The 22,761-nt window shown below is 48.4% G+C and carries 21 protein-coding genes; 1 reads left to right on the top strand and 20 read right to left on the bottom strand.

The genetic code is table 11. The features are described from left to right. Positions 1–83 precede the first annotated feature (83 nt). From mqnC to ADA01nite_RS00500, 14 genes are all read right to left on the bottom strand, one after another. Positions 84–1,208, bottom strand: coding sequence for a cyclic dehypoxanthinyl futalosine synthase (gene mqnC / locus ADA01nite_RS00565; RefSeq protein ID WP_170230037.1), 1,125 nt, complete (start codon positions 1,206–1,208; stop codon positions 84–86). A gap of 86 nt (positions 1,209–1,294) precedes the next feature. Next, entirely contained in the window at positions 1,295–1,516 is a 222-nt protein-coding gene (locus ADA01nite_RS00560; RefSeq protein WP_146807946.1) for a hypothetical protein, read from the bottom strand. 87 nt (positions 1,517–1,603) lie between these two features. Next, positions 1,604–2,092 (bottom strand): hypothetical protein, encoded by a 489-nt coding sequence (locus ADA01nite_RS00555; RefSeq protein WP_146807945.1) that lies wholly within the window; start codon positions 2,090–2,092, stop codon positions 1,604–1,606. Positions 2,093–2,126: 34 nt separating this feature from the next. After that, complete coding sequence (gene dnaI / locus ADA01nite_RS00550; RefSeq protein ID WP_146807944.1) at positions 2,127–3,044, bottom strand: primosomal protein DnaI; 918 nt, start codon at positions 3,042–3,044, stop codon at positions 2,127–2,129. 25 nt (positions 3,045–3,069) lie between these two features. After that, positions 3,070–4,569, bottom strand: coding sequence for a replication initiation and membrane attachment family protein (locus tag ADA01nite_RS00545; RefSeq protein ID WP_146807943.1), 1,500 nt, complete (start codon positions 4,567–4,569; stop codon positions 3,070–3,072). 51 nt (positions 4,570–4,620) lie between these two features. Further along, positions 4,621–6,270: an MBL fold metallo-hydrolase RNA specificity domain-containing protein gene (locus ADA01nite_RS00540; protein ID WP_281285949.1), complete on the bottom strand. Its 1,650-nt coding sequence runs from the start codon at positions 6,268–6,270 to the stop codon at positions 4,621–4,623. A gap of 7 nt (positions 6,271–6,277) precedes the next feature. Then, positions 6,278–6,745 (bottom strand): transcriptional regulator NrdR, encoded by a 468-nt coding sequence (gene nrdR / locus ADA01nite_RS00535; protein ID WP_146807941.1) that lies wholly within the window; start codon positions 6,743–6,745, stop codon positions 6,278–6,280. A 321-nt stretch (positions 6,746–7,066) separates the two neighbouring features. Then, positions 7,067–8,101 carry a glyceraldehyde-3-phosphate dehydrogenase gene (locus ADA01nite_RS00530; RefSeq protein WP_146807940.1) on the bottom strand — a complete coding sequence of 345 codons (1,035 nt, stop codon included), beginning with the start codon at positions 8,099–8,101 and terminating at the stop codon, positions 7,067–7,069. Between the two features lie 181 nt (positions 8,102–8,282). Then, a complete protein-coding gene (locus tag ADA01nite_RS00525; RefSeq protein WP_146807939.1) occupies positions 8,283–8,858 on the bottom strand; it encodes a lytic transglycosylase domain-containing protein in 576 nt (191 codons plus the stop codon). A 32-nt stretch (positions 8,859–8,890) separates the two neighbouring features. Continuing rightward, positions 8,891–9,499, bottom strand: a complete 609-nt coding sequence (gene coaE, locus ADA01nite_RS00520) for a dephospho-CoA kinase (protein ID WP_146807938.1) — start codon at positions 9,497–9,499, stop codon at positions 8,891–8,893. A gap of 18 nt (positions 9,500–9,517) precedes the next feature. Then, positions 9,518–10,180, bottom strand: coding sequence for a sporulation membrane protein YtaF (gene ytaF / locus ADA01nite_RS00515; RefSeq protein WP_146807937.1), 663 nt, complete (start codon positions 10,178–10,180; stop codon positions 9,518–9,520). Positions 10,181–10,273: 93 nt separating this feature from the next. Next, positions 10,274–11,104 carry a DNA-formamidopyrimidine glycosylase gene (mutM, locus tag ADA01nite_RS00510; RefSeq protein WP_146807936.1) on the bottom strand — a complete coding sequence of 277 codons (831 nt, stop codon included), beginning with the start codon at positions 11,102–11,104 and terminating at the stop codon, positions 10,274–10,276. 18 nt (positions 11,105–11,122) lie between these two features. Continuing rightward, positions 11,123–13,771, bottom strand: a complete 2,649-nt coding sequence (gene polA, locus ADA01nite_RS00505) for a DNA polymerase I (RefSeq protein WP_146807935.1) — start codon at positions 13,769–13,771, stop codon at positions 11,123–11,125. A 146-nt stretch (positions 13,772–13,917) separates the two neighbouring features. Continuing rightward, positions 13,918–14,745 carry a prohibitin family protein gene (locus ADA01nite_RS00500; RefSeq protein ID WP_146807934.1) on the bottom strand — a complete coding sequence of 276 codons (828 nt, stop codon included), beginning with the start codon at positions 14,743–14,745 and terminating at the stop codon, positions 13,918–13,920. Between the two features lie 146 nt (positions 14,746–14,891). Here ADA01nite_RS00500 and ADA01nite_RS00495 point away from each other — a divergent pair, with 146 nt between their 5' ends. After that, the gene (locus ADA01nite_RS00495; protein ID WP_146807933.1) at positions 14,892–15,812 is read left to right on the top strand and encodes a DMT family transporter; all 921 of its coding nucleotides are present in this window, start codon (positions 14,892–14,894) and stop codon (positions 15,810–15,812) included. Here ADA01nite_RS00495 and pnpS read toward each other — a convergent pair. The 6 genes from pnpS to citZ form a co-directional block, all read right to left on the bottom strand. Beyond that, positions 15,772–17,556: a two-component system histidine kinase PnpS gene (gene pnpS, locus ADA01nite_RS00490; protein WP_146807932.1), complete on the bottom strand. Its 1,785-nt coding sequence runs from the start codon at positions 17,554–17,556 to the stop codon at positions 15,772–15,774. The two genes, ADA01nite_RS00495 and pnpS, sit on opposite strands and share 41 nt — an antisense overlap. 1 nt (position 17,557) lies before the next feature. After that, entirely contained in the window at positions 17,558–18,256 is a 699-nt protein-coding gene (locus ADA01nite_RS00485) for a response regulator transcription factor (RefSeq protein WP_146807931.1), read from the bottom strand. An 11-nt stretch (positions 18,257–18,267) separates the two neighbouring features. Beyond that, a complete protein-coding gene (locus tag ADA01nite_RS00480; protein WP_146807930.1) occupies positions 18,268–18,738 on the bottom strand; it encodes a hypothetical protein in 471 nt (156 codons plus the stop codon). Positions 18,739–18,948: 210 nt separating this feature from the next. Then, complete coding sequence (mdh, locus tag ADA01nite_RS00475; protein WP_146807929.1) at positions 18,949–19,887, bottom strand: malate dehydrogenase; 939 nt, start codon at positions 19,885–19,887, stop codon at positions 18,949–18,951. A 138-nt stretch (positions 19,888–20,025) separates the two neighbouring features. Further along, on the bottom strand, positions 20,026–21,300 hold the full coding sequence (gene icd / locus ADA01nite_RS00470) for an NADP-dependent isocitrate dehydrogenase (RefSeq protein ID WP_146807948.1): 1,275 nt from the start codon (positions 21,298–21,300) through the stop codon (positions 20,026–20,028). 148 nt (positions 21,301–21,448) lie between these two features. Then, entirely contained in the window at positions 21,449–22,558 is a 1,110-nt protein-coding gene (citZ, locus tag ADA01nite_RS00465) for a citrate synthase (protein ID WP_146807928.1), read from the bottom strand. Positions 22,559–22,761 lie beyond the last annotated feature (203 nt).

Below are 22,761 nucleotides of genomic sequence, written 5' to 3'. Positions count from 1 at the left end.
AACGAGGAAATGAGATCCAGGAAAGAAAAAGCGCTTATCCCTCTTACACCTGTATTGTGCAGCCGGATAAGCGCATGTCAACATTAATTCTGCATCACAAAATCGGTTTCCATCGATTCTCCTTCCTTGAAAACACGCAGGATTTCGTATTTCGTGTTGCGCTGCGCCGGAATTTTGCCGGCTTCGCGGATGAGTTGCAGAATATGATTCGTGTTTACTTTGTACGTACAAGCCGCAGCCGACACAACGTTTTCTTCCATCATTGTCGAGCCAAAGTCATTGCAACCATATGAAAGCGACAATTTGCCTACGTCAGGTCCCATCGTCACCCAGGAAGACTGGAAATTCGGAATGTTGTCGATCATGATGCGGCTGATGGCGACATTCTTCAAGTATTGCTCCGGCGTCTGCTTCTCCGCCTTCATGTTCGTATTCTCCGGCTGGAATGTCCAGGAGATAAACGCGAGAAAGCCCGGTCCGCCTACCGCTTTCATCTCATCCTGTGCTTCACGGACGCGCAGCAGATGCAATACACGCTCTTCCATCGACTCACCGAACCCGATGACCATGGTAGCCGTCGTCGACATGCCTTCCCGGTTCGCCATCTTCATAACGTCAATCCACTGCTGCCATGTTCCCTTCAGACGGCTGATTTTCTTGCGGGTACGGTCATCGAGAATCTCCGCTCCGGCGCCAGGAAGCGAATCCAGTCCTGCTTCATGCAGCAGGTGAATCACTTCTTCCACCGGTTTGTTCGACACTTCAGCGATCTTTACGATTTCTGCGACCGACAGAGAATGCATCTGAATCGAAGGAAAACGCTGCTTAATGCCGCGCAGCAAATTTGTGTAATATTCGAGCGGCAGATTCGGATTTGTACCACCCTGCATTAAGATTTCCGTCCCCTGTACGTCCACCGTCTCCTGGATTTTCTTATAAATCTCTTCATCTGGAAGGACATAGCCCTCCTCTGAGCCTGGAGCGCGGTAGAACGCGCAGAAACGGCAGTATGTGTCACACACATTTGTATAGTTAATATTACGTCCGATAACAAACGTCGCAATCGGCTCCGGGTGCCATTTCTCCATGATTTTATTAGCATAATGGCCCAGTTTCTCTATTTCATTGCTATCATATAAACGAAGACCGTCTTCCAGCCCCAGCCGTTCACCGGCCAGCGCACGTTCCAGTACTTGGTCAATCGCCACGGTGTATCCCCCCAAACGTTACATTCACCTTTCCATGGTAACATTAAAGCCCCCTGCTTGCATACCTGCAGGGGGCACATATTTCATTATTCCGAGAAACCGATTTGTTCGTAGACTTCCGGCTGCCAGTGAATGACGCAGCGCTCGAGCGGCAAGTTTACCTCGCGCATTCCGTTCGGTTTGCCGTTAAAATAAATAATTTCTGACAAAATTACGCGATTGTCTTTAATCTGTACCTCCCCCTGCAGCCGCTGCACCGTTTGATCCATCCCGTAAAACACGACTTCCCCTGTTCCCAGTGTTTTCATTTCTTTTCCTCCCCATCAGTACTCTATTTGAATGCTGGAGATAAGAGAAGTCCAACCTCTCAATTCCTATCTCCTGTTTTTATTTTACTATTTTTGAGCCGCTTCAATAAACGCCTGGATTTCTTCCGGAGAGAAGCGGGACAGCACATCCTCCTTTAATTTCTTTTTCTCTTCCGGCGTCAATCCGTCCGAAACCATCGAGCGGTATTGATTCATCTCAGAAACGGAGAACTTCTTCATTGCGTAGCGCATGGCCTCGCTGTTGTTATCAAAATGAACAGACGGCCCCGCGCCGCCACTTTTTCCATCGCTCCCGTTTTCGTTCTTATCACCGGAAGCCGCGGCAGAAGAGCTGCCCGCTTTCTTAAGCTCAGCCTGGAGGTCCGGGTCTTTTGCGGCCTGCTCCAGCTTTGTCTTCATGTTTTTGTCTTCCAGCATTTTTTTCACGGCAGGATCTTTCATCACTTCCTCGGTTACTTTCTTCATCGTCTTGTCCGCCGCGTAGTCAAACGCGAATTTGGCACCGACACCCAGCAGGACAAGAAGGGAGAAGCCTATCAGCAGCCACTTCTTCATGTTCGTATCCCCCTGCCTTCCTTCTCAATTTGCGCTATCCGATTCGACGATTGATCCCGTTTAGCTTATAGGCCCGCGTATAGTAGCGGATTCGTTCCATAATCCGCATCGCTTTTAACTGCTCGTTACCCGCCTTTTGCGAGTAGGCGAGGTGCTCTTCCAGCTGATCGTACGTATAGTTAGACGTATACAGCACAGGCAGGTTCTCGCTGACCCGGTATTGAAGAATCGCCCCCAATACCTCGTCACGCGCCCAGGGCGACAGCGTTTCCGCTCCGATGTCATCAAGAATAAGTACCGGGACTTCTTTAAGTACGGCGATTTTCTCCTGTACCGTATTATCTCCGAGCGCGTCTTTGATTTCCCGGAAAAAGTCCGGCGTATAGACCATCAGCGAAGCAATGCTCCGCTCCGCCAGCTTCTTCGCCGCAGCGCCCATCAGATAACTTTTCCCGACTCCGAACGGTCCATAGAAGTACAGCCCCTTCGTTCCCGCCTGGCCCGGCACCACGTTCTGACAGAACTCCAGAATGGCTTCGATTGCATCAATCCGTTCATTGTCGGCTTCCAACTCAGCAAATGAAGCATTAAGAATTTCTCTTGGGATGTGGTGTGTCCGAATCAGCTTAGCCCGCTCTTTCTGCTGCTGATCCAACTGATACAAGCGGCAGGGTGCATGCCTGACTTCGATAGACATTCCCGTCCAATCCATCATTGCCTGATGCCCTTTCAACAGATTCGGACAGGCATCGAGCCCTGGACAATGTCGACAGTGCTCTGCTTCATCGATCGTTTGCTTAACCCGGGACAACGATCTGACAATATGCACATCTTCAATTTCCGGATGCTGTTTACGCAATTCGATCACTTCAGGTCTGCGGACGATGTTACTGACAATATCGTCAAACGAATATTTGCCTCCTACCTTATATGAAGCAAGTAGTTTATTCATCCGCTGCACTCCTCTCTCCCCCTCTCTATTGCTTGTTTTCTTCCATGGCCTTTAAGAGAGCTTTTACACGCTCTCTTTTTTTCTCGTAAGCGGGGTCTACCACAGCCTGCTCTTTCTCCGGCGCCTCCTGCTTCTTCTCCTGCAATTTGCGCTGGCGTTCAAGCTGCTCGAGAATCAGCGGAGGAATTTCGTCTTTCCGCTTGTTTTTTCCGCTCGATGTTCCGCGTGCGGATGTCTTCTTCTCCGACGTTGCTTTTTTATCAAAAAACAGCGGCCTACCGCTTTTGCGTTCAAGATAGAACTGCCGCGCCTGCCGTTTCGCTTCCTGTACGGTTTGAATATTGTTTCGCTTCCAATGGCCGGCAATTTTATAGATGACGTCCTTCGGCAACTGCCGGTCATACGCCAGCATCACATACTCCAGCAGGACATTTACCACGCCAGGCGCCAGCTGATATTCCTCCAGCAATTCTTCCACAATTTTCTGGTCGGCCGGCGCAACTTTACCTCCGTGCTGATAATACTCCATCAACTGCAGTGGAGATAAAGATTCCAGAAGACGGGCATGGTTCTCCGCTTCCGATAACAGCTGCTCCTGCTCTCTCGCTTCCGTATCCGATTGGAACACAATTTCTTCCCGGGGAGAGATTTTCGGGACGCGTCCATTTTCCCTGTTGTACCACTCTTTTACACGGCGGCGCAAAGCAGCAAGATGAATCGTATCCTCCGGAATGACAGTAGGCTCCTGAAGAAGGCGGGCCATTGTCTCATCGTCAATCCCGTACGTAAACGCAAGATTGTCCAGCACTGCCTTCACTTCCTTCGTAAATACGGGCTTACGCTTCACTACCTTTGGAAGCGATGCTTCCAAAAACTCAAAGTCCAGGCGAGATTCCGCATAACTGCGTACCGTACTCTCTTTCGGATCAAAAAATGGCAGTGGACTCTCTTCTTCCGTTGCCTGGAGAAATTGATGGGTTTCTGTTCCTTTCTCCACCGTAATCTCACTTGGGGAAAGGTGACAGAACACTTCATCAAACGCTTTTGTAATGCGCGTCCGCTTCGCCGTGGCTGGTATGCTCTGCTCTTCCGCCACAGCAAACCGGCGTCTGAGCTTTCGGTAAAACTCCTTGCCTACACGGTTGAGCAACATAATACTCAACGTATCGTCACGGAAAAAAACATCCGGAGCATGCGGCGGCTGCAGTACATACTCAAACATGTACTCCCCATCTGAATCAATCTGATACGTTTCAAGCAGTCCGATAGCTTCTAACTGCTGCCTTGCTTTAATAATCACATCCAGCGGAGCAGACATTGTGACCATCAACCCGTAATGAAGCCCCTGCACCGGGGCAAAACTTGCCAGTGATAAATTGTGAAATAGCGTCTGGTACAGTGCAATTGGCATCACACCCATCAGAGGCTGGTATAAATGCAGTAAATATCCAATCTCCGCACTGCTAATCGGACGCTTAATGCGGATAAGGTAGGGGTCATTGGGGACGGTTTCCTGCCATCTCACCCGTATCACTCCCTGTATATCAATCTCTCCTTCATTATAGCACTGCCGCCGTTATATTTCGCAATCCTGCACAGACTGATCTAACGCCTCTATGCATGCTGCCAGCCTCTCCAGCACTTCCTGCTTCTGCACAGGAGACAAAGCTTGCTGTTTTACATGTTCTTGTATCTCTAGAGAAGCCTTAGACAGCGCTGCAAGCGCAGTTTCTAGTGCATCTGGAAGCGGCAGATGTTCTGTCTCTTCCTGCGGAAGGGTGGTCATTTCCGCTGCATCATCGAAAATGATCGTCTCAAACCGTCTTGGCACATACGTGTCCAGTCCAAGCGATTCGCCGATGATCTCTGCGAACTTCAGCGATACAGCCTCCTCACCATGCACAATAAATACTTTTTTTGGTTTGCGGACAAACCCGGACAGCCACTCCAATAGCCCATCCCTGTCTGCATGCGCTGAGAATCCTTCAATATTATGGATTTGTGCCGCAATCTTGATATCTTCACCAAAAATCCGCACCCGCTTGGCTCCGTCAATAATACGGCGGCCAAGTGTACCTTGCGCCTGATAGCCCACAAACACAATGTGTGATTTTGGACGCCATAAATGATGTTTTAGATGGTGTTTAATTCGTCCGGCTTCACACATTCCGCTCGATGAAATAATAATAGAACCGCTGATTACCCGGTTCAGTCGTTGTGATTCCTCTACAGTCTCCACGAACTGCAAACCAGGAAAAGACAGCGGGTCCATCCCTGCCTGCAGATACTGCTGGCTCTCTTCATCGAATACTTCCTGGTTGCGACGGAATACCCGTGTCGCTTCTACGGCAAGCGGACTATCGATAAAAACCGGCAGCGGTTGAATCTTGCCCTTATGAAGCAACTCTGACAGCTCATAAATGATCTCCTGCGTGCGGCCAACCGAGAAGGAAGGAATGATAATATTCCCGCCTTGCTTTTGAATGGTACGCACAATGCCGCCGAGAATTTCGCCTCGATCGACTCGTTCCTCATGCAAACGGTCACCGTACGTCGATTCGATGAATATGTAATCCGCTTCATCAATAAAAGTCGGATCTTTGACAATCGCCTGCTTCTTGCTTCCCAAATCTCCCGAAAACACTAATTTAATCGCATTGCCGTTCGGCTGACTGACCCACATCTCAACAATGGCCGAGCCCAGAATGTGGCCGGCATCGCGCATACGGACAGTTACCCCTGGCACAACCTCGGTTATTTTGTCATACGGAATGCCTTTGAATTGAGAAAGACAGCGCCGTGCATCTTCCTTTGTATACAGCGGCTTCATCAGCGCCCGTCCGCGGCGGCGGCGTTTTCGATTATACCACTCTGCCTCCGCTTCTTGAATGTGTCCGCTGTCCGGCAGCATAATGGAACAAAGATCCACAGTCGAGTGTGTAGCGAAAATCCGACCTTTGAAACCCTCTTTGCATAATTTCGGCACAAGACCGCTGTGGTCAATATGGGCGTGCGTCAGCACCACCGCTGAAATGTCCTGCGGGTCGAACGCAAAATCTTGTTCGTTCCACTGGTTTAGTTCTTTGCTGCCCTGAAACATTCCACAATCAATGATTAATTTGTGCGTACTGGTATCTAGCATGTAACAGGATCCCGTTACAGTTCTTGCTCCCCCAATAAACTGTATCTTCACTGCCGCTCGCCTTCCCCCGTTTACTGTCTGCATTTTATTTTCATTCTTTCTTTTTACTGTTATGAATTAAGTCTTCTAATTCTTTGACAAACACATTAATGTCTTTGAACTGGCGATATACGGACGCAAAGCGGACATACGCTACTTCATCAACATCATATAACGCATTCATAACCAATTCGCCGACATCCTTGCTCTGGACCTCGGCCCGGCCGCTATTGCGCAGCTCCCGCTCTATCCTGTCTACAATTGCTTCCAGTGTATCCAGCGGCACCGGCCGCTTCTCACAGGCACGAATAATGCCACGCAGAATTTTCTCTCGGCTGAATTCTTCGCGTGTGCCGTCTTTTTTCACCACAAGCAGCGGCGTTTCTTCCACCATTTCGAATGTAGTGAACCGTCTGCCGCATTCTTCGCATTCCCGGCGCCGCCGGATGGATTTGCTGTCATTTACCGGCCGGGAGTCAAGCACCCTCGTTCCGTTGTGCGTACAATATGGACAACGCATCTCATCAACCTCACTCCATTGCGTACTTTTCCCTAGTTTGTCCCAGAAAGGGGCGGACGTCAAGTAGGAAACGCGAAGCACTTTTGTCCATACGGTTGTCTTTTCAACATGAAATCATCGAAAGGGCGGCTGACTTTGGTGGTACGAAGGAAAAGAGAGAAGAGAACGAGGAAAGGATTTTAATGTAGAAAAAGGCCTCCGCCTTTTTCTTCTCTAGATCTTATTTCTTCTTCTCTTCTTTCTTTTCTCATGATTTTCACAGAAAAACGAGGCAATCCGCTGCCGGACCGCCTCGTTTTCTTCACTATACATAGTATGCGATTATACGGTTACTTCCACTTTTTTTTTCGTGTTTGCAGCAGCGGATACGTGTTTCGCCAGGTCAAGTACACGGCAAGAGTAGCCCCATTCGTTGTCGTACCAAGCGAGCACCTTCACTTGTTTCTCGCCCATAACCATTGTGGACAGTCCGTCTACGATGGAGGAGTTCTCGTCTCCATTGAAGTCAGCGGATACGAGCGGCTCGTCAGTATAGCCGAGAATGCCTTTCATGCTACCTTCGCTCGCTTCGCGCAGCACACGGTTTACTTCTTCTACCGTTACGTTTTTCTTCACATTAACAACCAGGTCCACAACCGATACGTTCGGTGTCGGCACACGAAGCGCGAAGCCGTTCAATTTGCCCTGCAACTGCGGAAGAACGCGGGCAACAGCACGGGCCGCTCCTGTTGTCGTCGGAATAATTGCCTGCGCGCATGCACGTGCTCTGCGCAGGTCTTTATGCGGATTGTCCAGATTCTTCTGGTCGTTTGTGTAAGAGTGTACGGTTGTCATCATACCGTATTCGATACCGAACGCTTCATCTAACACTTTCGCTACCGGAGCCAGGCAATTTGTTGTGCAGGATGCATTGGAGATAATATTGTGCGCTTCGTAATCGTACACATCTTCGTTTACACCCATTACAATCGTTACGTCTTCATCTTTGCCCGGTGCTGTGATAACGACTTTCTTCGCACCGGCTTGAATATGTTTACCCGCGCCTTCTTTATCACGGAATTTACCCGTTGCTTCGATAACAACTTCTATGTCCAACTCTTTCCAAGGAAGGTTGGCCGGATCACGGTCAGAAACCACTTTCGTCGCTTTTCCGTTTACAATGATCGTATCATCTTTCGTTTCGACTTTATCAGAAATATTGCCATGAATTGTGTCATACTTAATAAGGTGAGCAAGCGTTTCAACAGGGTAGCTTGCATTGATTGCTACTACTTCTACCTCCGGATCGTTTATCGCTTTGCGGAATACCATCCGCCCAATACGTCCAAATCCATTAATGGCAATTCGTGTCGTCATTAATACGTTCTCCTCCCCGGATATGTTCCATACTATTGCATACATTCATTATAATAAGTATGACACTTTTTTCAATAGACTGGTGTAAATTTATTATTTTCAGACTATTATTTCGGCTACATGATAAAAAAAATAAGGCAGTAGGAGGACTGCCTTTAAAAAGTACATATAGAATAGCCTTTTAATTCAGCCCGCTGAATTCATCGGCATAAATTTTCTCGTAACGATGTTTATAATACAGTGCGCGCTGAACGTAATGCCGGGTCTCGCCATATGGAATACGGGAGATATGCTCCTCAGTTCCATCCCATATGCCTTTCTCCAGCCACTTCTTTACGTTGCCCGGACCGGCGTTATATGCGGCGATAACTGCATACGGATTGTTGTCGAACATTTCATGCAGGAAGGAAATATACCACGTTCCAAGCAAGATATTCGTATCCGGCTCGTCCAGGTATTCGGTCGCCATCGGCGAAATTTTTGTTTTTTGTATCGCCCATTCCGCCGTCATCGGCATTACCTGCATCAGACCGATCGCACCTTTTTTAGAAACGCGTTTTTTATCAAATTTCGATTCGATTTGGATAATGGCCATGATTAAGTATGGGTCCACATCATACTGTTCCGCCGATTTGCGGATTTCTTCTTTATAGTATACCGGGTACATTGCTTTCCATGTAACAGGCGCGTCCAACAGAAGAAAAACCGCCAGCAGACAGAGAAAAAATATCGTATTCTTTCGACTGAATCGTTTCATCCCCAGCTCCTCATCCGTATCGCTTCATTTATTTACGCGCCTCTTCTTCCCTTATCCAACAGCTTCCCAACCAATTCGTCCACTTGCTCTTCCGTCTCCGTAAACGTGCCGCTATTATCAATGACGTAATCCGCCCGGCTTTTCTTCTCCTCGATCGACATCTGCGAAGCGATGCGGCGCATTGCTTCTTCCTCATCGTATCCGTTTCTTTCCATCAAACGTTTTAATTGCTGTTCTGCCGTACAATATACGACAACTACCTTTTCCACCATATATTCAAGCTTTGACTCATACAGCAGGGGAATGTCCATCACAATTAAAGCTATGCTCTCCTCCCGGGCTTCTTTCATCAACTGCCTCATACGTGCACGCACAGCAGGATGAACAATAGCGTTTAAATCCAGGCGTGCCTGTTCATCAGCAAAAACAATCGCTCCCAGCTTTACCCGATCCAGCTCTTCATTCGCAAGCAGGATATCTCGTCCGAACCGCTCGACAATAAGAGACCAGGCTTCTTCACCTGGCCGAACAACTTCACGCGCAATAATATCCGCGTCAATAATACGGGCCCCGCGTTCTGCAAGCATCCGCGACACCGTGCTCTTGCCGCAGGCGATGCCACCCGTCAGCCCAATAACCATAGCTCTCTCAACTCTCTCTCACATCATTTTGAAAAAACCGCACAATATCAGAAGAATTCCCGGCAAATACGTCATTCGCTTCAGCCACCCGGCTTCCGAATACGTAAATCCCAGCTTAAGTCCCGACAGGATAAACAGGCAGCTCACACTCCCGATGACGAATGCCGTCACCCAGGGCTCGTAGCCGATGAGAGCCGCACCAATTCCTGCGCCGAACGCGTCTACAGAAAGAGCAACGCCCAGAAACATCGCCTCCACTCCGGAGATGGTACCGGAACGATCGAGATCCGCTTCGGTCGGCCGCTTGAGAATCTGCACGACAAGGCCGAGCGCTTTAATCTCAAACGCCACAAGCGACCGCAGCTCCCGAATTGCTTGTTCCTGTCCCGCGCTTCCTTCCTCTTCCTCCGCGCCTTGCGACCTTGCGTTATACATCGCCCATAGGCCAATTCCGACTAAAATGGCGCCACCGACATAATGTGTAGCTGTAGGTGTCAGCAGATATCCCAGCCATTTGCCGATATACATAGCAACAAGAATCACAAACGCTGAGCACGAAGTAATGATGATAACGGAACGCACCGGAATTTTAATGCGGCGCATGCCGTACATAATCCCAACCCCGAATCCGTCCAAGCTGACTGCAAAAGCCAGCGCCAGGAGCGAAAAAATATGCAGCACCTTTTTTCCTCCTTCCCCATATCCACCCTTCTCCCGCCATCTCTTTCATGGGCGTCTGGTACAGTATATGAGAACAAGGAAAAGTCGTGCATTCTACTTGCGGGGTTGACAGGTAGGACAGATATGAGTGCCGCGGCCACCGACAACCAATTTCTCAATCGGTGTACCGCATACTACACACGGTTCGCCTGTGCGCCCATACGCTTTTAGCGTATGTTGGAACTGTCCTGCCTCACCCTGTCCGTTTACATACGATTTGATGGACGAACCGCCCAGCGAGATGGATTCCTGCAGAATTTGCACAATGCTCATATGAAGAGCCTCCCACTGCTCGTCCGCTAGCTCACCCGGCATTCGCTCCGGATGGATGCGCGCCTGAAACAGCGCCTCATCTACATAAATATTCCCGAGTCCGACGATAATTTCCTGATTCAGCAGCAGCGGCTTAATTTTGGTTTTCCGATGTTTGGCTCTTTCTTTCAATACATCGGCCGAGAACGTCTCATCCAGCGGCTCCAGGCCAAGTTTATGCAGCGGCGGTCCGGCCATCTCTCTTCCTTTAGCAACAAGATGCATAGTGCCAAAGGTGCGAACATCCTTATAGCGCAACTCTGTACTGTCCGTAAATTGAAAAATGACATGCGTATGCTTTTCCACTTCGTCCCCTGCCTGGTAAAGACCATAGCGGCCTTCCATGCGCAAATGGGAAACTAACACCCAATCATCTAAATAGAACAACAAAAACTTGCCGCGTCGACCGATCTCCTGAATCGTCTGGCCTTTGAGCAGCTCAACAAACAGCATAGCATCATCCGGCTCTTTGATTAACCGCGGCAGGCTTACGATTACGTCAGCAATGGTTTTCCCGACGACCAGCTTAGTTAGCGTGCGCCTGATCGTTTCCACTTCCGGTAATTCCGGCATTTCATTTCTCTCCTCCGTTTACTTCGCTTCATACCAGCTCTTGCCGTAATTTACGTCCACCTTAAGCGGGACATCAAGCGGCAAGGCATTCTCCATGACTTCCGAAACAAGCTTACCCATCGTCTCAAGCTCATGTTCCGGCACTTCAAAGATTAATTCATCATGCACCTGCAAAAGCATTCGGCTCGCCAGCTTCTCTTCTTCGATTCGCTGCGCCATGTTAACCATCGCCAGTTTGATGATGTCAGCCGCCGTTCCCTGAATCGGCGTATTCATTGCCGTACGTTCAGCAAAGCTGCGCAGATTAAAATTGCGGCTATTAATATCCGGCAAATACCGGCGGCGCTTCAGCATCGTCGTTACATAGCCGTTCTTTTTCGCTTCCGCAATAATATTATCCATATATCGTTTTACACCCTGAAATACGGAGAAATACCGTTCGATAAACTCCGCCGCCTTCTTCCGGGTAATGTTCAGATTCTGCGAGAGACCGTAGTCGCTAATGCCGTATACGATACCAAAGTTAACAGCCTTGGCCTGACGGCGCATCAGCGAAGTCACTTCGTCCTCGTCTACGCCGAATACGTCCATTGCCGTCCGTGTATGAATATCCATATCGCGACGGAACGCATCAATCAGATTCTCATCCTGCGAGATATGAGCCAGAATACGAAGCTCGATTTGCGAATAGTCAGCCGCCATGATGAACCAGCCCGGCTCGGACGGCACGAATGCCTCCCGAATCTTGCGTCCTTCCTCCAGGCGAATCGGAATGTTTTGCAGATTAGGCTCGGTACTGCTTAAACGACCGGTTGCTGTCACCGCCTGGTTAAAGGAAGTATGGATTTTACCCGTTTCTTCGCGAATCTCTTTCTTTAATCCCTCAATATAAGTGGATTGAAGTTTGCCCAACTGGCGGAATTCCAGAATAAGCGGGACAATTTCGTGCGCCGATTCCAGCTTCTCTAGTACGTCCGCACTCGTCGAATAACCGGTCTTCGTTTTCTTGATGACCGGCAGTTGCAGCTTATCGAACAAAATCTCGCCCAACTGCTTCGGTGAATTAATATTAAATTCAGTACCGGCCAGTTCGTGAATCTGCTTCGTTAGCCGCTCGAGCTTCTCTGTAAGCTCCACGCCCATTTCATCAAGGCGCTGCCGGTCCACTCGCACACCATGCGTCTCCATATCACCAAGCACGGTTGCAAGCGGCAGCTCCAGGTCGTAAAACAATTCATCCAGCCCTTCTTCTTTCAAAGCCGCATCCATCTTATCGCGCAGGCGATAGATTGTCTCCGCTTTGCGCGCAATATGAGGCCCAAGAATCGACGCTTCCGGAATCGAACGTTTTGCGCCCTTTCCATAGACAGCATCGTCAGAAGCGAGCTTCATGCCGTACCGCTCGGCTACATCACACAGACGATGATTCGTCTCGGAAGGATTGCTCAGATACGAGGCAAGCAGCACGTCAAAACAGATGCCTTCAAGCTGGATGTTCTTCCACGCAAGAGCCACCTGGCTGCGCTTCGCATCGTATACCCACTTCTTCTGTTCGGGATCTGCCATCCACTTGATAAGTGCCGGCCATCCAGCCTGATCAAACGGTACATACAAGCGTACAGTCCCATCTGCCAGACTAATCCCGTGAATCGGGGCACCATGGTAGTTCTCCGCATCCACTTCAACCATGACGGCCATTGGCGAAGTCAACTTGTCCGCCCACGCTTCCCGGTTCTCTTCTGTAATGGTTACGAAATCGATTTCTTCTTGCGCCTGAACGGGTGCGCCATTTGCCTCAGCCGAATTCAATCCAAGACGTTCAAGGAGAGACTTAAAGGCAAACCGTTCCAATACCGACACGACTTTTTCCTGATTATACGGCTGGTATACTGTCTCTTCAAGCGTGACCTCGATTGGCGCATCGCGCAGAATTGTCGCCAGCTCTTTACTCATGCGGGCATCATCCGCGTGCGCCGCAATCTTTTCCTGGAGTTTCTTTCCCTTTATTTCGGAAACATGATCGAGTACGTTCTCTACCGTCTTAAATTCATGCAGCAGCTTGAGCGCCGTCTTCTCACCGACGCCCGGAATGCCAGGAATGTTGTCCGACGCATCTCCCATCAACCCTTTAAGATCGATGATTTGGGCCGGAGTTAAACCATACTTCGCCTCTACTTCCGCCGGCGAATACAGCTCGACTTCACTGATGCCTTTGCGGGTAAGCGCCACCCGGGTTTTGTCGGAAACGAGCTGCAGCATATCTTTGTCTCCGGATACAATCAGCGTTGTAAATCCGTTCGCCTCTGCCTGAGCAGAGATGGTGCCGATAATATCATCCGCTTCGTAGCCGTTCAATTCATAATGTTTAATATTGAATGCATTCAGCAATTCTTTCAGCAGCGGAAACTGCGCGGACAGCTCACCCGGTGTTTTTAACCGTTTTCCCTTATAGTCTTTATATTCTTCCGTACGGAATGTCACCTTGCCTGCATCAAACGCTACTAAAAGGTGTGTCGGCTTCTCTTCATCGAGCATGCGCAGCAGCATGGTCGTAAATCCGTACACGGCATTCGTATATAAACCTTCGTCCGTCGTCAGAAGGGGGAGCGCGTAAAAAGCGCGGCTGGCAATGCTATTGCCGTCCAATACCATTAACTTCTTTTCCATCTATCATCCACGCCCTATCTTTTCCCGTAATATAAGCATATACGCTTTCATCATACCATACACTTTCAGAGCAAAACAAAGCACGGTATCAAACAAAATACGCATCATTCTTCCATAATGCGTGTAGAAGAAGATGCGTATTTAATTTACCTCTGGACGTTGATAAAGGGAATGGCGCCTCCGGTTGTGCTTGGAAGTTTGCCGTCCCATTTCTCGATAGCCTGCTGCTGCGCTTCGATTTCGCGCAGCCTTACGAGTTCAGGCGTAACTTCCTGCTTCTGCAGACGAAGCGCTTCGGCAGTGGCCTGTGCTTTGGTGATCGTTTGCTCTTTCTCAATCTTAATACGCTCAAGGTCCAGCCTGGATTTGAGAGCCTGCTGTTCCGCGATTTGCTTCTGCTCAATTGCACGGTTGAATTCGTCACTAAACTTAAATTCCGTAATATTGATTTCATCAAGCACCATATTATACGTACCCAGTTTTTTAGACAGAATTTCTTTTACCTGCTGGCTGACTTCCGAGCGTCTGGAAATCAACTGTTCGGCGGTATAACGCGCCGTTACAGCTTTTAACGACTCTCCGATAGCAGGGTCAACAATTCTTGTTTTGTAATCCATACCAACATTCTGGTAGAGCTTGTTTACGCCGGCCGGGTCAATATGGAAGTTTACCGCCATATTGGTTGTTACTACCTGCAGATCCTTGGATGCTGCGGAAGCGTTGCTCTCAGCTTTCTGTACGCGAACTTCTACCGGCACGACTTCCTGGATAAACGGAAGCTTAAAATGCATTCCTTCTTCCAGCACCGTAGGCTTAACCGCGCCCAACTGTACAATAATCCCGCGATGGCCGGGATTTACGACAGTAAACGATTCAAACGCTAAAATGACAAGCACGAGGATAGGAATAACGAATTTAAGAATCTTTCCCGTATTTATATTCGGCCCTCCCATTTTTACAACTTTCTCTGACATCTTGTTTCCTCCTTTTGTAATCCTCTTGCTAAGTAATACGGAACATCCTGTAAAAAAGTTTCTTTTTTTAACTATTGTGAGAACTGAAATTTTTATTTATCATAAAACATATTTCAGGAATTCTATCGACAAAATAGGAGAGAGAGATGAAAGAACAACCGGTGGTTTCCCCTTACCTGGCTTTATTTATCGCTACGCTGGCCGTTTCGACATCGGCCATTCTCGTAAAACTTTCGGCTGCACCCGCATCCATTATTGCGACATATCGGCTTTTGTTTACGGTGCTGTTCATGCTGCCATTTGTCTTGTGGAAACACCTGAAGGAAATCAGACTTATTTCGAAGAGAGATTGGATTTTTTCGACGCTTGCCGGTGTTTTTCTTGCACTGCACTTCATTCTCTGGTTCGAATCGCTCAACTACACATCCGTAGCCAGCTCTGTTGTGCTTGTAACTCTGCAGCCGTTGTTTTCCTTCATAGGGGCCTATCTGTTCTTCAAAGAGCGTGTGGCTCTGGCTGGGATTGCCGGAGGGCTACTCGCCGTTGCGGGCAGCGTATTCATCGGCTGGAGCGACTTCCGTTTAGGCGGCACGGCACTCTTCGGCGACGTTCTCGCTCTGCTCGGCGCAGCGACGGTCACAGGATACTGGTTGTTCGGCCAGAGCGTACGCAAACGACTGTCTCTTATGATGTATACGTTTGTGGTCTATACAATTAGCACCATCGTTTTGCTTATATATGACATGGCACTCGGGTTTGCGCTGTTTCCATATTCGAGCCAGGACTGGCTGGTTTTCATCGGACTGGCTATTTTTCCTACGCTGCTTGGCCATACGATATTTAATTGGACAATTAAGTGGATCAGTGCCAACACCGTCTCTATGGCGATTCTTGGAGAGCCTATCGGCGCGGCGATTCTTGCCTATTTTATTCTCAGCGAAAAAATTACAGCCGCCCAAACAATTGGAACGGCTGTCATCTTGTGTGGTATTTATTTATTCATGAGATTCAACCGACCATCAAATGCTAGGCGGGAAACCGGGAAGTCTGGTACTTGGGCAGGATGATTTTAAACGTCGTCCCCCGGCCTTCTTCGCTTTCCACATGAATCATACCATGGTGTGACTCAATCAGATGCTTAACAATGGCCAGACCCAGCCCGGTTCCTCCGGATTCCCGAGAGCGTGCTTTATCCACGCGGTAGAAGCGCTCAAAAATGCGCGGCAGGTGTTCCGCCGGAATGCCTATGCCGGTGTCTGCGATCACCATCTCTACGCTTTTTTCATCCGGCTCACGCAACGTAATCGTAACCTCGCCATTGTCCGGCGTATAGTGAATCGCATTGCTGACGAGATTGAGTACGATTTGCTGCATCCGATCCCTGTCTCCTTCAAGCGTAATATCTTTTTCAGCCGGAAGGTAAATCGCGATATTTTTGGCGCGGGCTTCTTCCCGTACAATCCGGATCGTTTCTTTAATTAATTGGCTCAGGTCTATCTCTTCTACCTTAAGCGGCATTTTCTTTTGTTCAATTTTCGATAAGTCCAAAATATCGGTAATCAGGCGGTTTAACCGGTCACTTTCCTCATTAATAATCTCCAGGAAAGAACGGCTAATCTCCGGATCTTCCAACGCTCCGTCCAACAGTGTCTCTGTAAATCCCTTAATAGATGTAATCGGGGTTTTTAACTCATGAGAGACGTTGGCAACGAATTCGCTGCGCATCTTTTCCAGACGGCGAATAGCCGTGATATCATGCAGCAGTACGATAATGCCTTTAATCTCGCCCTCTTCATTCGTGTACGCTCCCAGGTTGGCGTCAATAATATGTTCTTCAGGGTAATACACGTGAATTTCTTCCCGAATTTTCTCTCCCGTCTCCAGACAGCGATCAATCAACTGGCTCAATCCCGAGCTCTTCCCGATCTCCGTATGGATATGACCAAGGGAATCTTTCGCTTCATATCCGAGCAATTGCTCCGCTGCGGCGTTCATCATGACGATACGCCGCGAATCGCTGACCAGAATCATTCCGCTGAACATGTTATTAAGAATGCTTTCAAGCCGTTTCTCGTTCTCCTGAATGGCGGACATCTGCTGTTCAAGGCTAAGCGCCATGAAGTTAATCGCCTGAGCCAGTTGCCCGATTTCGCCTTTCGCATTCGTACGAATACGATTTTTAAACTTTTTATGTGTGATTCCACGGGCAACGTGTGTAATCTCCTCAATCGGCTGCGTAATGCTTTTGGTAATCCGTGTACTGATAAAACCGAATACTACCAGCGTCAGCACAAGTACCCCGACCAGGCTCACCCATAAATTCCGGACGGTTTCTTGTACCCGCGTAATTTTAATAGATACGCGGACTATGCCTTCGATATTTTGCTCTTTTTTCAGCGGGACGGCTACATAAAGCATGTCATAGTTCAGCGTTGCACTATATCTTATCGACTGGCCCGCTCCGCTTTCAAGGGCCGCCCGAATCTCCGGACGGTTGGCATGATTCGGCAGCGTCTTTGGGTCATGCTCCGTATCGGAAGTTACTTTTCCTGCACGGTCTGTGACCGTAATACGCGCTCCGATTTCCCGGGAAAAACGCTCCATTCGCTGCTGCAGCGCATCCGGTTTCTCCATAAGATTTCCGTAGAGTACGTCGTCGGAAATAATGCGTGCTTCTTTCATAAGCCTATCTTCAAGCACGTCGATATATATTGTCTGCAACATTTTAGCGAAGTAAAGGCCAAGCAGAAGCAGCAATATACCAATAATCAGTAGAAACAAAAAGTTGAGCCGAATACGGAATTTTTGCATGCTATCCCTCTAGTTTGTATCCCAATCCGCGCACAGTCTTTATATATTTAGGCTGCTTGGTATCTTCCTCGATTTTCTCCCGCAGATGACTGATATGGACATCCACAATCCGGGAGTCTCCTACAAAATCATAATTCCATACGGCGTTTAGCAACTGGTCACGCGTCATTACCCGGCCCGGATGGCTGGCCATATACTGGAGGAGTTCGAATTCTTTCGGTGTCAATTCCAAGCGGTTTCCATTAAACAGCACTTCGTATTTCTCCGGGTAAATGACAAGTTGTCCAATCGTAATCATCTGCTCGTCCGATTGATTGGTTTCCTGTTCCTGCTGCTGGCCGCTGCGTCGCAAAATCGCTTTGACGCGTGCCACCACTTCGCGGGGGCTGAACGGCTTTGTCATATAGTCATCTGCGCCAAGTTCTAACCCTAAAATTTTGTCAAATTCTTCGTCTTTGGCCGTCAGCATTAAAATCGGCGTGTTAATTCGCTCCATTCGCAGCTTTTTACACACTTCCATACCATCCATACCCGGCAGCATAATATCGAGCACAATCAGGTCAGGCTTCTCTGTTTCAGCCAGCTTGACCGCTGTCGGGCCGTCTCCGGCTTTCACGACCTCAAATCCTGCTTTCTGCAGATTAAACTCCAACAGTGTTACAATTGATTGTTCATCATCTACTACCAGAATTTTCTTCACACGCTACACCCTTATTTCTTAAATTTTTGCAATTCTGCTTTCGCTTGCTGAACCAAATCATTTGACTCTTTCAATAACAGATCGGCTTTCTGCTCGAATTGTTTGTCCTGCAAATCATAAAACTTGAACAACTCATCATGCGCTTCTATTTTTTTCTTGATTCCCTGAAGAAGCGTTTCCTTGACCGGATCCATCTCTTTCGGCACAGCGGAATTGAACAAATCATCATGCATCGACTTAAGGGCTGTCCGTCCCTGATCAATCGCATTCATGATTTTCGTACGTTTCATGCCTTTTGACGCTTCATTCCTTACATCCGCCAGTACCTTGCCGGAATTGTCCAGCGCTTCAAACGCAGCATCCGACTTTTGCAAGAATTCTTTCTTGTAATATTCCAAATCTTCCTGACTGGCTGAACATCCCCCAAGGAGCAGCAATGCGACCGTAAATAGTACAGCCGTATATATTTTCTTGTTTAACATAACTATATCCCTCCGAAGCTATCATACCCCATAGCAAAAACGAGGCGCAAGATACCGGCCTGTTTTCCACATATTGAAGCAGATGGGAAGGGGATGCGGGTGGAAAAATGAAGTCCCTTCTTTTTCACCCGCACCCTTTCTCCATATCTCTCTATATAAAGCAAGAAGCCTGAACATACAGTCCAGGCTCCCCATATACCGTATAGATTTCTATTGCAACACAGCTATTACACTGCGCACCGCGTCAGCGGATTTATCCAGAGCTGCTTTTTCTTCAGCCGTAAGTTCAAGTTCGTATACTTTCTCGATACCGTTTTTACCGAGCAGCGTCGGTACGCCGAGGTACAGGTCATTGTAGCCATATTCGCCTTCCAGGTATGCGATGGAAGGAATGATGCGTTTCTGGTCTTTCAGGATAGCTTCCGCCATTTCCACCAGGGAAGCAGCCGGTGCATAGTATGCAGATCCGTTGCCCAGCAGGTTAACGATTTCAGCGCCGCCGTTACGAGTACGATCAACGATTGCATCCAGGCGCTCTTTCGGAATCAGGGTTTCGAGCGGAATGCCGCCGGCGTAGGAATAACGAACAAGCGGAACCATCGTGTCACCGTGACCGCCAAGCACAAAGCCGGTTACATCTTTCACGGACACATTAAGCTCCATTGCTACGAATGTACGGAAACGTGCAGTGTCAAGCACACCGGATTGACCAATTACACGGTTTTTCGGGAAGCCAGTTGTTTTGAAGAGAGTATAGGTCATTGCATCCACCGGGTTGGACAACACAAGGATGGTGCTGTTTGGGGCATATGTCTTGATTTGCTCGCCTACAGATTTCATGATACCTGCGTTTGTATTAACAAGATCGTCACGGCTCATGCCTGGCTTGCGCGCGATACCTGCCGTTACGATAACCATGTCAGCGTCTTTGATTTCCTCGTAGTTGGATGTACCGGTTACGCGAGCATCAAAGCCTTGTACCGGACCGGCTTCCGCCATGTCCAGCGCTTTCCCTTTTGTCGGGTTTTCCATTTGCGGAATGTCAACAAGCACAACATCGCCCAGTTCTTTTTGCGCAAGCAGGAATGCAGTGGTAGCTCCGGTAAATCCGGAACCAATAACAGCGATTTTTTTACGTGTGAAAGCCATAACGATTCCCTCCTGATTGAATAAATTGTATATATGCCGCTTTAACATGAAAAGACATGTTACACACATAAGGAAGGGGAAACGTCCGCATGACATGCATGTCTTGCAGGCGTTGCCCCGTAAAAAACGCATATTCAATCACATGTTCTTAATCAGCGCATCACCAAATTCAGAGCATTTCAGCTCAGTTGCACCTTCCATGAGACGTGCGAAATCGTACGTTACCTGCTTAGAAGCAATCGTTTTCTCGATGGCGCTCAGGATTAAGTCAGCCGCTTCTGTCCATCCCAGGTGACGGAGCAGCATTTCTCCTGACAGGATAACGGAAGAGGGATTCACTTTATCAAGTCCCGCGTACTTCGGAGCAGTTCCATGTGTAGCTTCGAAGATAGCACGACCTGTTACGTAGTTGATGTTGGCGCCCGGTGCAATACCGATACCGCCAACTTGTGCAGCCAGTGCATCGGAGACATAGTCCCCATTCAGATTCAGCGTAGCCACAACATCATATTCGGCAGGACGAGTCAGAATTTGCTGCAGGAATGCATCCGCGATAGAATCCTTCACGATAATTTTGCCCGCTTCTTCCGCTTCAGCCTGTGCTTTGTTTGCAGCATCTTTGCCTTGCTCTTCTGCAATACGATCATACTGCGCCCAGGTGAATACTTTGTCGCCGAATTCTTTTTCAGCCACTTCGTAACCCCAGTTTTTAAAGGCACCTTCCGTAAACTTCATGATGTTGCCCTTATGTACCAGCGTTACACTCTTACGTTTATTGTCGATTGCATATTGAATAGCGGCACGCACAAGACGGCTTGTTCCTTCTTTAGAAACAGGTTTGATGCCGATGCCGGATGTTTCCGGGAAACGGATTTTGTTTACGCCCATTTCATCTTTTAAAAACGCGATGACTTTCTTCACTTCATCGCTGCCTTCTTGCCACTCGATGCCGGCATAGATATCTTCCGTATTCTCGCGGAAAATAACCATATTTGTCAGTTCAGGGTGTTTTACAGGAGAAGGTACGCCTTCGAAATACTGTACCGGTCTTACGCATGCATATAAGTCGAGCTCCTGGCGCAACGCTACGTTGATGGAGCGGATACCGCCGCCAACCGGCGTAGTCAAGGGGCCTTTGATTGCAACCAGGTATTCGTTGATAGCTGTAAGCGTATCTTTCGGCAGCCATTCACCGTACTTATTAAAAGCCTTCTCGCCAGCATATACTTCGTACCAGGCAATTTTCTTTTCTCCGTTGTACGCTTTTTCTACAGCCGCATCAAGGACACGAACCGCCGCATTCCAGATATCCGGGCCGGTGCCGTCCCCTTCAATGAAAGGAACAATTGGATTATTTGGAACATTCAGCGTACCTGTGCTGTCAACCGTAATCTTCTCTCCATGTGTAGGCATTTCATACTTTTCGAAAATAGACACCTAATACCCCTCCCAAAATATGTATTACAGCAGGTCGGGACTCTCTCCTGACTGCCTAATATAAAATGAAAGCAGGAAAGGGGCACTATGTAACCCCTTGCCTAAACTTCATTTCGCGTATGTTTTAGCGCTCCTCAAGCGGAACGTAGTGAGCATTAACAGGTCCTACATATTCGGCACGCGGACGAATGAGGCGGTTGTTTTCGTATTGTTCAAGAATGTGTGCCGTCCATCCGGACATGCGGCTGATGGCGAAAATCGGCGTAAACAAATCGCGCGGGATCCCTAAGCTGTGGTAGACGGATGCGGAATAGAAGTCTACATTCGGCTTCAATCCTTTTTTCGACGTTACCATGTCGTCGATTTTTACAGACATTTCATACCACTGCGGCTGACCGGTAATGCTTGTCAGTTTTTCGGACATTTTGCGCAGGTGTTTCGCACGCGGGTCACCGTCTTTGTATACGCGATGACCAAAGCCCATGATTTTCACCTTTTGTGCCAGCTTTTCATTAATATATTCTTCTACATTCGCCGGATCTTTAATCTCTTCAAGCATGGCCATAACGGCTTCATTCGCTCCGCCGTGCAGCGGCCCTTTCAGTGCGCCGATGGCAGAGGTAATACCGGAATAAATATCAGACAGAGTAGCTACCGTAACACGAGCTGCAAACGTAGAAGCGTTCAATTCGTGGTCAGCATGCAGGACAAGCGCCGTATCGAGTGCGTCGATAGCGATTTGTTTCGGCTCTTCGCCATTCAGCATGTAAAGAAAGTTTTGCGCGAGTCCAAAGTCCGGACACGGAGCCACCACTTCTTTACCTTCGCGGATGCGATGATACGCCGCAACCACGGTCCCTACTTTTGCCTGCAGGCGGATCGCTTTACGCAAATTCGCTTCCCTGGACATGTCTTGCGCTTCCGGATCATACAGAGCCAGAGCGGAGATCGCCGTACGGAGAACAGCCATCGGATGGTTACCTTCCGGGCTTGCCTTCAAAAGCGCAATCACATCTTCTGGAATTGTAGCGTTTTCAGCTAAGTCTTTCTTCAATTGAGCGAGCTCGTCGGCTTTCGGCAGGCGTCCATGCCACAATAAATACACGACTTCTTCGAATGAAGCGTTTTCCGCAAGTTCATCAATATTGATACCAGCGTATGTAAGCACCCCGTCGATGATGGAACTAATAGAAGACTGAGCTGCTACAATTCCTTCTAATCCTTTTGCTGACATAGTACTATCTCTCCTTTATCCCTAAATTTATCTGTCGGACGTCCACTCGAAGCGCTCCTCCATCTTTCAGGGATGCCACAGAGGGCATAAAAAAAGAGAGAGGACACTTCTTCAGTTTCAGAACAATTATAGAATATTTCATCTGATTTGTGAATGTTTCTTTAAAAAAATGTGAAATATTCCACAACGTACACAAAATCTTG

It is taken from the genome of Aneurinibacillus danicus (assembly GCF_007991215.1).
In the GTDB taxonomy this organism is placed as follows: domain Bacteria; phylum Bacillota; class Bacilli; order Aneurinibacillales; family Aneurinibacillaceae; genus Aneurinibacillus; species Aneurinibacillus danicus.
Note: the sequence above shows the minus strand (reverse complement) of the source record. Positions and strands in the feature narration are given on the sequence as shown.

Excerpts from the sequence above, each read along its gene's own strand:
- pnpS (WP_146807932.1), bottom strand. The coding sequence starts at position 17,556 with ATGCAAAAATTCCGTATTCGGCTCAACTTTTTGTTTCTACTGATTATT.
- citZ (WP_146807928.1), bottom strand. The coding sequence starts at position 22,558 with ATGTCAGCAAAAGGATTAGAAGGAATTGTAGCAGCTCAGTCTTCTATT.
- ADA01nite_RS00540 (WP_281285949.1), bottom strand. The coding sequence starts at position 6,270 with ATGCAGACAGTAAACGGGGGAAGGCGAGCGGCAGTGAAGATACAGTTT.
- polA (WP_146807935.1), bottom strand. The coding sequence starts at position 13,771 with ATGGAAAAGAAGTTAATGGTATTGGACGGCAATAGCATTGCCAGCCGC.
- ADA01nite_RS00480 (WP_146807930.1), bottom strand. The coding sequence starts at position 18,738 with ATGTTAAACAAGAAAATATATACGGCTGTACTATTTACGGTCGCATTG.
- ADA01nite_RS00560 (WP_146807946.1), bottom strand. The coding sequence starts at position 1,516 with ATGAAAACACTGGGAACAGGGGAAGTCGTGTTTTACGGGATGGATCAA.
- dnaI (WP_146807944.1), bottom strand. The coding sequence starts at position 3,044 with ATGAATAAACTACTTGCTTCATATAAGGTAGGAGGCAAATATTCGTTT.
- ADA01nite_RS00500 (WP_146807934.1), bottom strand. The coding sequence starts at position 14,745 with ATGTCAGAGAAAGTTGTAAAAATGGGAGGGCCGAATATAAATACGGGA.
- mdh (WP_146807929.1), bottom strand. The coding sequence starts at position 19,887 with ATGGCTTTCACACGTAAAAAAATCGCTGTTATTGGTTCCGGATTTACC.
- ADA01nite_RS00530 (WP_146807940.1), bottom strand. The coding sequence starts at position 8,101 with ATGACGACACGAATTGCCATTAATGGATTTGGACGTATTGGGCGGATG.
- ADA01nite_RS00495 (WP_146807933.1), top strand. The coding sequence starts at position 14,892 with ATGAAAGAACAACCGGTGGTTTCCCCTTACCTGGCTTTATTTATCGCT.
- coaE (WP_146807938.1), bottom strand. The coding sequence starts at position 9,499 with ATGGTTATTGGGCTGACGGGTGGCATCGCCTGCGGCAAGAGCACGGTG.
- mutM (WP_146807936.1), bottom strand. The coding sequence starts at position 11,104 with ATGCCGGAATTACCGGAAGTGGAAACGATCAGGCGCACGCTAACTAAG.
- ADA01nite_RS00555 (WP_146807945.1), bottom strand. The coding sequence starts at position 2,092 with ATGAAGAAGTGGCTGCTGATAGGCTTCTCCCTTCTTGTCCTGCTGGGT.
- icd (WP_146807948.1), bottom strand. The coding sequence starts at position 21,300 with ATGCCTACACATGGAGAGAAGATTACGGTTGACAGCACAGGTACGCTG.
- ADA01nite_RS00525 (WP_146807939.1), bottom strand. The coding sequence starts at position 8,858 with ATGAAACGATTCAGTCGAAAGAATACGATATTTTTTCTCTGTCTGCTG.
- nrdR (WP_146807941.1), bottom strand. The coding sequence starts at position 6,745 with ATGCGTTGTCCATATTGTACGCACAACGGAACGAGGGTGCTTGACTCC.